Annotated in this window: 11 protein-coding genes; 10 read left to right on the top strand and 1 reads right to left on the bottom strand. The window is 60.9% G+C overall.

Translation table 11 applies throughout. The features are described from left to right. Positions 1–62 precede the first annotated feature (62 nt). The 7 genes from H1B37_RS09430 (at position 63) to H1B37_RS09400 (ending at position 8,099) form a co-directional block, all read left to right on the top strand. Entirely contained in the window at positions 63–1,082 is a 1,020-nt protein-coding gene (locus tag H1B37_RS09430) for an aspartate-semialdehyde dehydrogenase (RefSeq protein WP_182866388.1), read from the top strand. A gap of 3 nt (positions 1,083–1,085) precedes the next feature. Continuing rightward, the gene (gene truA / locus H1B37_RS09425; protein WP_182866387.1) at positions 1,086–1,862 is read left to right on the top strand and encodes a tRNA pseudouridine(38-40) synthase TruA; all 777 of its coding nucleotides are present in this window, start codon (positions 1,086–1,088) and stop codon (positions 1,860–1,862) included. A gap of 196 nt (positions 1,863–2,058) precedes the next feature. Next, positions 2,059–3,552 (top strand): serine/threonine protein kinase, encoded by a 1,494-nt coding sequence (locus tag H1B37_RS09420; RefSeq protein WP_182866386.1) that lies wholly within the window; start codon positions 2,059–2,061, stop codon positions 3,550–3,552. Positions 3,553–3,585: 33 nt separating this feature from the next. Next, complete coding sequence (locus tag H1B37_RS09415) at positions 3,586–4,461, top strand: FHA domain-containing protein (protein WP_182866385.1); 876 nt, start codon at positions 3,586–3,588, stop codon at positions 4,459–4,461. Positions 4,462–4,813: 352 nt separating this feature from the next. After that, positions 4,814–5,449 carry an NYN domain-containing protein gene (locus tag H1B37_RS09410; RefSeq protein ID WP_182866384.1) on the top strand — a complete coding sequence of 212 codons (636 nt, stop codon included), beginning with the start codon at positions 4,814–4,816 and terminating at the stop codon, positions 5,447–5,449. A 294-nt stretch (positions 5,450–5,743) separates the two neighbouring features. Next, complete coding sequence (serC, locus tag H1B37_RS09405; protein ID WP_182866383.1) at positions 5,744–6,856, top strand: 3-phosphoserine/phosphohydroxythreonine transaminase; 1,113 nt, start codon at positions 5,744–5,746, stop codon at positions 6,854–6,856. Between the two features lie 67 nt (positions 6,857–6,923). Continuing rightward, the gene (locus tag H1B37_RS09400) at positions 6,924–8,099 is read left to right on the top strand and encodes a phosphoglycerate dehydrogenase (protein ID WP_182866382.1); all 1,176 of its coding nucleotides are present in this window, start codon (positions 6,924–6,926) and stop codon (positions 8,097–8,099) included. Between the two features lie 79 nt (positions 8,100–8,178). Here the strand turns inward: H1B37_RS09400 and H1B37_RS09395 are convergent, their stop codons facing one another. Continuing rightward, on the bottom strand, positions 8,179–8,391 hold the full coding sequence (locus H1B37_RS09395; RefSeq protein WP_182866381.1) for a hypothetical protein: 213 nt from the start codon (positions 8,389–8,391) through the stop codon (positions 8,179–8,181). A gap of 209 nt (positions 8,392–8,600) precedes the next feature. Between H1B37_RS09395 and H1B37_RS09390 the strand changes: the two genes are divergently transcribed. The 3 genes from H1B37_RS09390 (at position 8,601) to flhF (ending at position 13,435) form a co-directional block, all read left to right on the top strand. After that, positions 8,601–9,776, top strand: a complete 1,176-nt coding sequence (locus H1B37_RS09390) for an FG-GAP repeat domain-containing protein (protein ID WP_182866380.1) — start codon at positions 8,601–8,603, stop codon at positions 9,774–9,776. Positions 9,777–10,154: 378 nt separating this feature from the next. Beyond that, entirely contained in the window at positions 10,155–12,200 is a 2,046-nt protein-coding gene (locus H1B37_RS09385; RefSeq protein ID WP_182866379.1) for a flagellar biosynthesis protein FlhA, read from the top strand. Between the two features lie 41 nt (positions 12,201–12,241). After that, complete coding sequence (flhF, locus tag H1B37_RS09380) at positions 12,242–13,435, top strand: flagellar biosynthesis GTPase FlhF (protein ID WP_182866378.1); 1,194 nt, start codon at positions 12,242–12,244, stop codon at positions 13,433–13,435. Positions 13,436–13,555: the final 120 nt, after the last annotated feature.

Genomic DNA, 13,555 nt, shown 5'->3' with positions numbered 1-13,555 from the left:
CCAATGAACCTCTCGGCGAAGGGGCCTGCCTTCGCCAATTCACTCCAACCTTTCTAAGTCCCGTGTACGAAACCTTAGCTGTCGTCGGCGCCACCGGTGCGGTCGGACGAATCGTTCTTGAACAACTTGCCAGCCGCAACTTTCCCTACAAGCGTTTGAAGCTGCTGGCATCGGAGCGGTCGGTCGGTCGCGAGATTCGCGTCAAAGACGAAACCATCAAAATCGAACTGCTCGCCCCGGGTGCCTTCGAAGACGTCGACATCGTGATCGCCAGCACGCCCGATGAGGTGTCTGCCGAATTCGCCCCCTACGCCGTCAAAGAAGGCGCGGTGGTCGTCGACGAAAGCGGTTACTGGCGAATGGATCCCACCGTTCCGCTGATCATCCCCGAAGTCAACCCGGACGCGGTCGCCGATCATCAAGGCATCATCGCCAGCCCCAACTGCAGCACCACGCAGATGGTCGTCGCGCTGGCGCCGCTGCACCAAGCGGCGACCGTCAAACGCGTCGTCGTCAGCACCTATCAGGCGACCAGCGGCGCCGGACTGGCCGGCAACGCGGAACTGGAATCCAGCGTCCGCCAGATGCTCGACGGCGAAACGCCCAGCCACGAAACGTTCCAGCATCCGATCGGTTTCAACCTGATTCCCCAGATCGGCAGCGAGAAATTCGAAGGCTACACCAGCGAAGAAATGAAGATGGTGTACGAGACGCGAAAGATCATGGGCGACGAGAACATTCAAGTCTGCCCGACCGCCGTTCGCGTTCCCGTCACGATCGGACACAGCGAATCGATCCTGGTGGAAACCGAAAAACCGCTCACCGCGGCCGAGGCGACCGAGTTGTTCCGGGCCGCACCGGGCATCACCGTCGTCGATGACCTGGGCAACCACCAGTACCCGATGCCGCGTGATTGCGATGGCAAAGACGACGTGTTCGTCGGCCGAATCCGACGCGACATCAGCGGCAACGGTCACGGAATCGCGTTCTGGTGCGTCAGCGACAACTTGCGCAAAGGCGCCGCGACCAACGCCGTGCAAATCGCCGAATTGCTGCAACAGAGCGTCGCGTCGGCCGGCTGATCGGTGACGCGAACCTTTGCGCTCTCGATCGCCTATGACGGCACAGACTTCGCCGGATGGCAAGTCCAACCGGGCCAAGAAACGATCCAGGGCACGCTGCAGCGGGCGATCAAGCGGTCGACCAAACAAGACGTCACGGTGACCGGCAGCGGACGCACCGACGCCGGCGTCCACGCGCTCGCCCAGGTCGCCAGTTGCCGTTTCACGTCCTGGACCGCGTCGACCGACGCGCTGCTCAAAGCGATCAATTCACGCCTACCCGAAACCGTGGTGGTGACCGAAGTCCACGACGCACCGCAGGATTTCCACGCCATCCGTGACGCCATCGGCAAACGCTATCGGTACCAAATCCAAGTCCGCCACCAGCGTGACCCGTTCGGACATCGCTATCGTTGGCGACTCCGCCGCAACGTCGATGTCGCGGCGATGCAATCCGCCGCGGCCAAGATCATCGGGCACCGCGATTTCGCCAGCTTTGAATCGGCCGGCGCCGCGCGGAAAAGCTCCGTCCGCGACGTCCGCGATTGTCAAGTGATCCCGTCAGCGGATTACGAAACCAGCGGTCATCTGGCGATCGAAGTCGAAGCGAACGGTTTTCTCTACAACATGGTCCGCAATATCGTCGGAACACTGGTCGAAGTCGGCTATGGAAAACAGACACCGGCCTGGATCGACGAGGTGCTCGGCCAGAAAAACCGCGTCTATGCGGGGCAAGCCGCGCCGCCCCAGGGCCTTTTTCTGAAAGAAGTCTATTACCGCCCCGGGTTCCTCCCCGCTTAACGTTGCCGGAACCCCCATAAACGTGTCGACGCTGTGGATCAGAACCACCGCCGACAACCCTCATCGGATCGACACCTCCCCTTAACGCGACCTTAACCGTTTTTGGCGGTCGATGCTCAATAATCTAGCCTCCCGCAAGTCGCGCGATCGAGTGATCGCGCGCGGGCTGATTCACAGAGAGCAAACGCACCACTCCATGTCGGTTGAAACCACAGTCCCCGAACCGGTTCTGGATGACGCCACGCGCGACTTCGTTCGCCGGTCCATGCAAGCCGGTCTGGTCGAACTGGCCGATATCAAGAAGGTCGTCGTTTCGCTGATGACTGAAGACATCGTCTTTACCCCCGACCGACTGGCCCAAGGGATGGTGGGCGCGGACTTGCTGACACCCTGGCAAGCGAGAAAATTGCTGGCCGGTAAAGCGAGGGGATTTCATCTGGGCAATTATCGACTGCTACGCCCGCTCGGACGCGGCGGGATGGGCGTCGTCTTTCTCGCCCGTCATGCGGTCATGAACCGATTGATGGCCCTCAAGATCCTGCCTTCGGAAGCCTCCAAAGATTCGCGCCGGATCGAACGGTTCAAGGAAGAGGCGCGGGCGTCGGCGAAGCTGGAACATCCCAACATCGTCCAGGCGTTCGACTTCTCCGAAGCCGATGGAAAGTTATTCATCGTGATGGAATACATCGAAGGCGTCGACTTGCACCGGGCGATTGCTCGCGACGGCGTGATGTCGCCCACCGAGGCTCTCGATGCGATGATCCAAACGACCGACGCGTTGGCTCATGCACACCAACGCGGCATCGTGCACCGCGACATCAAACCGTCGAACCTGCTGCTCCGCAACGACGGGGTGATCAAAGTCAGCGACATGGGTCTGGCCCGGATCGGTTACACGGCCGCGGGAACCGATGCGCCCAATCGCTTGACCGGCACGGCCGATTTCATCGCGCCCGAGCAAGCCATCGACTCCCACACCGTCGACGCCCGCGCCGACATCTACTCGCTCGGCTGCACCTGGTACTTCTTGCTGGTCGGCAAGCCGCCGTTTTCCGGCAACAACGTCGCCCAACGGTTGGCCAAGCACCAGACCGCCAAGGTGCCGTTGGTTTCCGACACGCGATCGGATTGCCCGCCGGCGATCAGTTTGTTGATCCAGCGGATGATGGCCAAACGCCCGGTCGATCGCCCCGCCTCGGCCGCCGAGTTGCTGACCCAGCTGCGTCGGATTGCGGGTTCCAAATTGGCCGGTCGCGAACTGGCCAATCGGCCCCGTTCCGAACAGATCGCTACCCCACCGGACGACTCGTCCAGTTTCGCGTCCCTGGACGACAGCGGTCCGCTCGGCGAAGCGTCACCGGCGGCCATGGCGGAAATCGCCGAAATCGATTTCGGCAGCCTGCCGCCGATCGACTTGGCGACGCTGCCCGGCGCCGCCGTTCCCGTCTCGCCCCTGGCCGCACCCTCGGGCGCCGCGACCAAGACCACGACACCAAAAACCAAACGCACCGGCGGCGATGCCGAGTCCGGCCAGAGCATTTTGCTGGGCATCGGATTGGCACTATCGATCGTCGCACTACTGGCAGTCGTCAGCGTCACGTTCTACCAAGTGACCAAAGACGACCAAGCCTCCCCCCGACTCAAAACCATGGAAGACGGCAAGGGAAATGTCATCGTCATCGAACAATGAGAAGGACCGAGACTCCCCAAGTCCGTCGAATTTATGTCCGTTGAATTAATCATCACACAGGGAAGCAATGCCGGCACGGCGGCACCGATCCACCAAGGCTACTACCTGGTCGGCCGGTTGAAGAAATGCCAAATCCGTCCCAAGAGCCGATCGGTTAGCCGGCGCCATTGCTTGCTACTGCACAATGAGGATGGCTTCGGAGCCCTGGACCTGAAAAGCACGCGAGGGACCTACGTCAATGGGACCAAGCTGGTCCCGCACCAATGGCGCGTGCTCGCCGACGGCGACGAACTCCGCTTCGGCAAAGTCGTTTTCAAAGTCTCCGTCAAACAACCCGCCTTTGCCGGGACCGCCACAATCGCCCATCCCAGCGACAGAGGCGGAGACACCAACGCTGCGGAAAGTGAACCGCCGATCTCGTGGAACAATCAAGACGTCGCGGAGTTTCTTAAAGTTGAAGACCAAATCGACTTCGACTTCGGATACGGCCCGGGTGAAAACGAAGGCAATGCGAGCCAGTTAGACATCGACGATGATGCCCTGGACGAAGAGATCGCCGATGCGAATGTGCTGGCCGAAAGCGCAATTCACTTGGGCAAACCCCAGGATACCTTCATCGGCGAAGTGGCCGACGAGTTCGATGACGAGGCAGACGGCGGAAAAGAGATCGAAGTCGATTCGAAGCCGAAAAAGCGACCGCCGCGACAAAACATCGACCACAAACAATACAAACGTGCCCCCCGACGCTCGTTCAATCTGCCCAGCTTCTCGCTGCGGTCCGATGACGGCTACGACTGGAAATTGCTCGGGACCGTCACGCTGGTCCTCGTCACCTTGGGGCTGCTGGGCTACCAACTCTACCAATTCGGCAGCCCGACCAACGTGGAAATCCGACAAGACCTGGATTGAACGCCCGATGATTCGAGACGCGTAATCGAAAGGCATCATCCCCAAAACACCCCGTAGCGGAACTCGCCAAGAGTTTCGCTCCCCGGCATCTCCCCGGCATCTCCACACCAACACCGCCGAAAGCCTTCGCGGCTTCCGCTACCCCACGATCATCCCCAAAACGCCCCGTAGCGGAACTCGCCAAGAGTTTCGCTCCCCGGCATCTCCCCGGCATCTCCACACCAACACCGCCGAAAGCCTTCGCGGCTTCCGCTACCCCACACGAAAGCCTTCGCGGCTTCCGCTACCCCACACGAAAGCCGACGACGGCTTCCGTTACGCCGTGGATCATGCATGGTAGGCTACACGCACCATGTCACTCCTACTATTGATCGACGGCTACAACATCACCCAGCCGATCGGGCCGGCGGGCAACGCCGACCCGCGCTGGTTGGAGCGTGATCGCAACGTGCTGCTGCGCGAATTGACGAACCATTTGAGCTTATCGGTGCGCAAGAAAACCTGTGTCGTCTTCGATGCGGCCAATCCACCGCGAGACCGTCCCAGCGAGTTCGTGCACCAGGAAATCGCCGTCCGATTCGCCGTCGACTATCTATCGGCGGACGATTTATTGGAAGAAATCATTCGCACCCATCACACGCCCAAACGGCTGATGGTGGTCTCGTCGGACCACCGCATCCAAATCGCCGCGCGACGTCGCGGCGCCGCCCATTTCGACAGCCAACCCTGGATGGACGACCTGACGGACGGAAAAGTTCACCTTGCGATTGCCCCGGTTTCCGATTCCGCCGTTTCAGATTCTGCCAGGCCAGGGCAGGGTTCCCGCGGGGCAGGGCAGGGTTCCCGCGGGGCAGGGCAGGGCGGTCAGCCGCCAGGGTTCCGGGGCAAGTCCCTGGGAATGAACCGCGCCGCGGCTCATAAACCGCGGGTCCAGGACCAGGCCGAAGTCGACGCCTGGATGCGAGAATTCGGCTTTGATCCAGATTAATCGGCACCGCACGCCCCACGCTGAGCCGACGGCGCTAGCCGCGGGCCTTGGACTGCCCTTCGAGCCTTGTAAGGCCCGAGGCTAGCGCCTACGACTCAGTTTGTGATCGAAAGAGGCCCGTGGCGAGCGCCATCGGCTGACGTTTGTTTCGGTTGCGATTCAATCAGCCGGTCCCCTGCGACGTGATGCTCCTTCCGCACACGACCGGCTCGACATAGAATCCCCACTTCGATTCGTGTCGACGCAACCGTGCCGTCGGCGACCCCACCCCCCAATGTGACTCCGATTCGTTCGATGACAGCCACCGCGACCGCTCAACGAGCTTACAACTTTTCCGCCGGCCCAGCCGTTTTGCCGGTTCCGGTTCTCGAAGAAGTGCGCGACGAACTGGTCTGCCTGCCCGGCGCGCGATGCTCGCTGCTGGAAATGAGCCACCGCGACAAGACCTTCGTCGACATTCTGCACGACGCCGAAAACACGCTGCGGTCGTTGATGAACATCAGCGACGACTATGCGGTGTTGTTTCTGCAAGGCGGTGCGGCGCTGCAGTTTTCGATGATCCCGGCCAACCTGCTCCGCGATTCGGGAAAGACCGCCGCCTACATCCAAACCGGCTCGTGGGCCAAGAAAGCGATCGCCGAAGCCAAAAAAGAGGGCTCGGTCGATGTCGTTTACGATGCATCGGCGTCGAATTTCAATCACATCCCCTCGGCCGGCGACTACAGCGTCGCCGATGACGCGGCCTACCTGTACTACTGCAACAATGAAACGATCCAGGGCGTTCAATTTCCCAGCGAACCCGAGTGCCCGGCCGACGTGCCGCTGATCTGCGACGCGTCGAGCGACTTTATGCATCGCGCGCTCGACATCAACAAGTACGGCTTGATCTATGCCTGTGCCCAAAAGAACGCCGGCCCGGCGGGCGTCACCGTCGTCGTCATCCGTCGCGATCTGCTTGACCGCGGCGCCGCGTCGTTGCCCGGCTATCTGAACTACAAGAATCACGCCGACGCGGATAGCGAATGGAACACCCCGCCGACGTTCTCAATCTGGGTGCTGGGCAAGGTCGCCAAGTGGCTGCAAAACGACATCGGCGGACTGGAGGCGATGGAAAAGATCAATCGCGAAAAAGCCGCGATGCTGTACAACGCGATCGATCAATCCGGCGGTTTCTACACCGGACACGCCAAGCCGGATTGCCGGTCGCTGATGAACGCCACCTTCACGCTGCCCAACGACGACTTGCAATCGGCGTTCTTGGCCGAAGCCGCCGAGCAAGATCTGGTCAGCCTGAAAGGGCATCGCAGCGTCGGCGGAATCCGCGCCAGTATCTACAACGCGATGCCGGTCGAAGGCGTCCAAAAGCTGGCAAGCTTCATGACCGATTTTGCAGCCAAGCACGCGTAACCGGTCGATCGAACCGACGCGTCCTCTCCGCTCCCACACCTTTCCTCCAACCACAGCAACGCCAGCGATGTACAAGATCCTGACGCTCAACAACATCTCCGTCAAAGGTCTCTCTCGTCTGCCACGCGAGGCCTACGAAATCTCCTCCGAGGCCAGTCACCCGGATGCCATTCTGCTTCGTTCTTTCAAGATGCACGACATGGACATCCCCGAATCGGTCGCGGCGATCGGTCGTGCCGGCGCGGGCGTGAACAATATTCCCGTCGACAAGATGACCCAGCGTGGCGTGCCGGTGTTCAACGCCCCCGGTGCCAACGCCAACGCCGTGAAGGAACTGGTGCTGGCCGGGTTGCTGATCGCGTCTCGCAACATCTATCCGGCGATGCAATTTGCCGGCTCACTCGAGGGCACCGACGCGGAGATTTCCTCCGCGGTCGAATCCGGTAAAAAGAACTACGTCGGCTGCGAATTGCACTCCAAAACCTTCGGCGTGATCGGACTCGGTGCGATCGGACGTCGCGTCGCCAACGCGGCCAGCGCCCTGGGCATGAAAGTCGTCGGATACGACCCGCAGATCTCCGTCGAAAACGCCTGGCGATTGTCGCGGAACGTCGAGCAAGCGATCAACTTGGATCACCTGTTCTCCCAATGCGACGCCGTCAGTGTGCACGTCCCGCTGCTGGACGTCACCAAAGGCTTGGTCAACAAGTCGCGGATCGAATCGATGAACGACGGCGGCATCATCGTCAACCTGGCCCGCGGCGGAATCTGTGACGACGACGCGGTGCTGGCCGCCTTGGACTCCGGCAAGCTGAGCGCCTATGTGATCGATTTCCCCACCGCCCAGTTGATCAAGCATCCCAAAGTGATCTCGTTCCCGCACCTCGGTGCGTCGACCGAAGAAGCCGAAGAGAATTGTGCGATCATGGTCGCCGATCAGGTCCGCGAATTCCTGGAAGACGGCACGGTGACCAATTCGGTCAACTTCCCCGAAGCCTCGATGCCACGCGGCGGCACCGGATGCCGTGTCACGATTGCCAACGCCAACGTCCCCAACATGGTCGGCCAAATCTCGACGATCCTGGCCAACGCCGGACTGAACATCGCCGACCTGTTGAACAAATCACGCGGCGATCTGGCCTACACGATCATCGACCTGGACGGCAACATCGAAGAAGCGTCGCTGCAGGCGCTCCGCGACATCGACGGCGTCCTCGCCGTTCGACATTTGCCGAATAAGTAGCATCACCCCGGGTTCAATTCAGTGGGATAGGCTTCCAGCCTGTCGATCCCAGACCGACAGGCTGGAAGCCTATCCCACATTAATACATTCCATCAGGCGGCGCCTGATCCGACCGAGCCTCGATCGCTCGATCGACCTCTTTCTCGATCTGTCGACGCAGCACGAGGCGGCGAAAGATCCCCGCCGCATTCCACTCCTCCGCGTACCGCGCCTCGATCTCCGGGCGGACCTCGGCCTCGATCCCGGCGATCGCACGTTCATAGCCGTCACTGACAAATCCGTGACATCCCATCGCACCACCTGAACAAGCTTTGCCGCGGTAAACTGATACCGACTCGAATGGCACGGGTATCAACGTTGGTGTCTAGCCTTTAGGCGATTCCCCAGGGCAATCTTTTCGCTGCGAGGCAGCGAACGGGAATCGCCTCAAGGCTAAACACCAACACGCATGCCCCTGTTATACGACACCGACGCATCTCAATTTTAGCTGAGAAATCAGGCATGCACCAAACCATCTTCCGCGGTAGTGTCGTCCTATTCGCCGTCCTGCTCTCCCCGACCGGCGTGCTGCCTCTCGCATCGGCACAGACACCCTGGAACCGCCACACGATCGACGACACCCATCGTGGCGCCGATGGTGTACGGCTGGGTGACTTCAACGGCGATGGTTTGCCCGACGTCGTCACCGGCTGGGAAGAATCGGGACTGGTGCGACTGTATTTGAATCCCGGCAGCGCCAAAGCCACCGAGCCATGGCCGGCGGCGATGATCGCCCGTGCGAAGTCCCCCGAAGACGCCGTGCCGATCGATCTGGACGGCGACGGGCGGCTGGACATCGTCAGTTGCCACGAAGGCAAACAGCGACAATTGTTGGTCCATTGGAACGACACGTCTGCATCGGATTCGCAATCGTCGAACTTGCTGAACGAACAGAACTGGACAACCGACCGATTCAAACAGCTCGACGGCGTGATGTGGATGTTCGCCTTGCCTCTGGGCACGATCGACTCGCGGACGGCGTTGGTCGTCGGTGCCAAAGGTCCCAAAGCCACGATCACGCTGCTGCTCGGTCCCCCGACCGGCTCGCGCGACCTGTCGACATGGACCACGATCCGGCTGCGTGAGGCTGGTTGGATCATGTCGCTGCGGTCTGTCGACATGGATCACGATGGGGACCAAGACATCGTGTTCAGTGACCGCAAAGGCAAGCGTCGCGTCGCCGCGTGGCTGGAACAACCCGACGATCCGCTGCAGACGTGGACCGAACATGTGATCGCGGGGCAGGGCAGGGAGGTGATGTTTCTGACCGCCACCGCAGAACGTTGCCTGATCAGCACACGAAACAGCGACTCGCTGGATTGCCGCCGCGCCGGCGACGCCTGGCATGTGACCACGCTGAAACACCCGACCGGAGTCAACAATGGCAAAGCGATCGAACGTTTCCACGACGGCCGAATCGTGCTGACGGCTAACACCCACGCCAGCCCCAACCGCGACCTGCCGGGAATCTGGATCCGCGATCCACAGGGAAACTGGTCGGCGATCGACCCAACGACCGCCGTCAAATTCGATCGCATGGAATTGATCGACCTCGACGGCGACAACGACCTGGACGTGATGACCTGTGAAGAACGCCAAAACCTCGGCATCATTTGGTACGAGAATCCGGCGCGTTGAAGCGTCATCGGAGCAGGGCAGGGGAGTGACAGAAAAATAGGGGGCAGAAAAATGGATTAAGTCGTCAGTTTTCAGAGTTGCCCAATATTCTCCTGCCATCCATTTTCTCGTCTCTTCTTTTTCCCCACCTCTATTTTTCTGCCAATTGGCAACTGCCAACTATTTTCTTGTCACCCATTTTCTTGTCTCTCCCTTCCCCCACCCATTTTTCTGTCCCCCCATTTTTCTGTCATCTCCCTCCACCGCCCGTCACCTCCTGTTTCACGCCGCGTTTCACACGCCCGCGCCGAAAGAATCGCCTAGACCCCGCGGTCGCGGATTCACTACTGTCGCCGGGAAAGTGTTTTCATTGTCCCCCTGCGTGCGACAGGTCTTGCATTGTCCCCGATCCAACGATTCCGTCCCTGGTTGCTGCCGATCGGTGTGATGGCCTGCATGGTCGTGATCTTGATGCCGTTGCCGACGGTGATCATGGATTTTTTGCTGGCCGGCAACATTGCCCTGGCGGTGGTGATCTTATTGACGACGATTCACGTCGCCACGCCGCTGGAATTCAGCGTGTTTCCGACGCTGCTGCTGGCGACCACGCTGTCCCGGTTGGTGCTGAACATCGCGACGACGCGACTGATTTTGGCCGACGCGCCCACCGCGGGCGACGATGCCGCCGGCGGCGTGATCCGGACCTTCGGACAGTTCGTCGCCGGCAATCAGATCGAAGTCGGGTTGGTGTTGTTTTTAATCTTGGTGGTGGTCCAGTTTGTGGTGATCACCAAAGGGGCGACGCGGATCAGCGAAGTCGCCGCCCGGTTTGCACTCGATGGGATGCCCGGACGTCAATCGGCCATCGATGCCGACCTGAACGCCGGCAACATCGATGCGGAGACGGCGGCGGGAAAACGTGACGAACTAATCGCCGAAGCCGACTTTTATGCCGCGATGGACGGTGCCGGAAAATTCGTCCGTGGCGATGCGGTCGCCGGGCTGGTCATCACCGCCATCAATATTATCGGCGGGCTGTACCTGGGCATCGTCGGCTCGGGCATGGGGGTGGCCGACGCCGCATCGGTGTTTACCAAACTGACCATCGGTGACGGGTTGGTCAGCCAGATCCCCTCGCTGTTGATCTCGCTCTCAGCCGGCATCCTGGTCACCCGCGGCACCCGGCGAACCGATCTGGCGGACAATTTTGTCACGCAACTGCTGGGAAACTCCAAAGCCTTGTTGATCGCCGGCGGCTTTTTGTTGGTGCTGGTCGTCACGGGGCTTCCGCCGATTCCCCTGATTTTGCTGGGAAGCGGATGTGTTTTGATCGCGACCACGCTGGACCGCAACGCGAAACAACAGGCCGCCGAAGAACAGCAACGGCGTGAAACCGAATCGCAATCGGCGACGTCGACGCAAAAACGGGTCGAAGACTTCCTGGCGGTCGACCCACTGGAAGTGGCGATCGGACTGGGGCTGCTGCCGCTGGCCGACCCGATCCGCGGCGGTGACTTGATGCAACGCATCGCCAGTCTGCGAAATCAGATGGCCGCTGAAATCGGCATCGTCTTGCCCAAAGTGCGCGTTCGTGACGACGCGACGCTGGGACAACAGGAGTACGAGATCCGCTTGTTCGGTGACTTCGTCGCCCGCGGCCACCTGCGCGTGGACAAGCTGCTTGCCAGCAGCGACGGCAGAACGACCGGAAACCTGGACGGCGAACCGACGCAGGAGTTCGGCGGCGGGACGTCGGTCTGGATCGATCCGGTGGGCCGCGAACAGGCGATGATCTATGGATTCAAAACACGCACCGCTCCCAGCGTGTTGGCCGACCACCTGGAACAAGTCGCCCGCGCGCACGCCGACGAACTGCTGTCCCATGATGCGACCAAGCATTTGCTGGATGAACTGCGTCAGGTCGCTCCGGCGATGGTCGACGATTTGGTCCCCAACCGCTTGTCAATCAGTGACGTGCAAAAGGTCTTGCAGGGGCTGTTGCGCGAGGGCATTCCGATTCGGCAATTGGGCATCATTCTCGAAGCACTCGGCGACGCTGCCAGCCAAAGCCACGACTCGCTGGAACAAGTCGAACACGTGCGCAGGCGTCTGGCACGAACGCTCTGCTCCGGACTCCGTGACGAACAACGGATCTTGCGCGTCGTGACGCTCGACGCGGCGACCGCGGCCAATCAATTTTCGACCCGAGACCACAAAACATCAGACGTCACTTGCGACGCGATTCGTCAAGCCGTTAAGAACCTATCCAGCGAAGGTTACCCGCCGGTTCTTTTGGTCGGCCCACACCTTCGACGCCGCGTGAAACAGGTGACCGAAGAAGCGGGCATCTGGACCCACGTGTTGTCCACCCAAGAAATCACCAACGACACCCAATTGGAAATCCACTCGACGGTCGGCTTCCAACCCTCCACCGCCGCCGCTTAGTCCTGAAGATCCCCAGTCCCCGCCTTTTTACAGTCCGCTTGATGCAAGTCAAAATATTCCGAGCCGCAAATCTGCAAGCTGCCCTGGAAGAGATCCGGGAACAGCTCGGACCCCATGCATCCGTTCTGCGAACGCGCCAGTGCCGCGACGGCTGGATGGGATGGCTGGGCCGAAGCTATGTGGAAGTGACGGCCAGCACCGGCGACCAACAACGCGACGCCGGCGGGTTGCCCACTGACGATTCACATCGTTTCCCGAGTCGCGTGCCGGGAATGACACATCCACCAGGCACACCGCCGATCGACTCGCGGCAAACCCTGTCGGTCGTGCCGCGTCTGGCGGAGGACGATCGACAGGTCGCCGCGGCCACATCCCGAATCACCCCGTCCGGAATCCACCCGCGGTCCATCGCCGACCCGACGTCGCAGTACCGCACCGGTCTGCTCTCGCTGGGCGTTTCCGAAACCGTGGCCGATCGCTGGATCCGTTCGACCAGCGGCTTTGTCGCCAACCTGGACGAACGTTGGGACCACTCCTGGCTGGAACAACTGCAGCGCAGCGTGGCCCGCGAGATCCGGCTGAGCGGACCGATCCGGCTGAGCCCCGGCGAACGCCGCATCGTTGCGTTGATCGGACCGACCGGCGTCGGAAAAACCACCACGGTGGCCAAGTTGGCCGCCGGATTCCGAATCCAATCCAAACGGCGCGTCGGACTGTTGACGATCGACACGTTCCGAATCGCCGCCGTCCAACAGCTCCAAGCCTATGCCCAGATCATGGACCTGCCGATGAGCGTGGTCGAGTCGAGTGACCAGATGCGTGGGGCGATCGATCAGCTGGGCGACGTGGATCTGATTCTGATCGACACGGCCGGACGCAGCCCCAAGGGCGACATGAACATCGCCGGGCTGGCCGAGCTGTTGCGCACCGCCCAGCCGGATGAAACCCACTTGGTGATCAGCGCGACCAGCACGGCCGCGGTCGTGCAATCCGCACTCGACGGGTTCGCCGCCGCGCGACCGACCGCCGCGATTCTTTCCAAGCTGGATGAGACACCGTACACCGCCGGCGTCCTCAGCGCGCTGACCGCCTCGCGTGAGCACATCGGATTGCCGATCAGCTACGTGACCAACGGACAACACGTCCCCGATGACATCGCCGTCGCGACCGCCGAAACGCTGGTCGAGCGACTGGTCCCGGCTCCGGTCGGCGTGCGACAGATCGAAGCCGCCTGAAAGAAACAAAGAAATAAACTCAACTCACCAAGAGAAACAACCGATAGAGAAAAAGCCGAGGGCTGGGATCTTAAAAGACGACTTGAGATTTTTTTTTGAGAGACCACCTTCGGCGACTGG

The organism is Stieleria mannarensis (assembly GCF_014154935.1).
GTDB lineage: Bacteria > Planctomycetota > Planctomycetia > Pirellulales > Pirellulaceae > Stieleria > Stieleria mannarensis.
The sequence above is the reverse complement of the archived record's forward strand: the minus strand, read 5'-3'. Positions and strand labels throughout refer to the sequence as shown.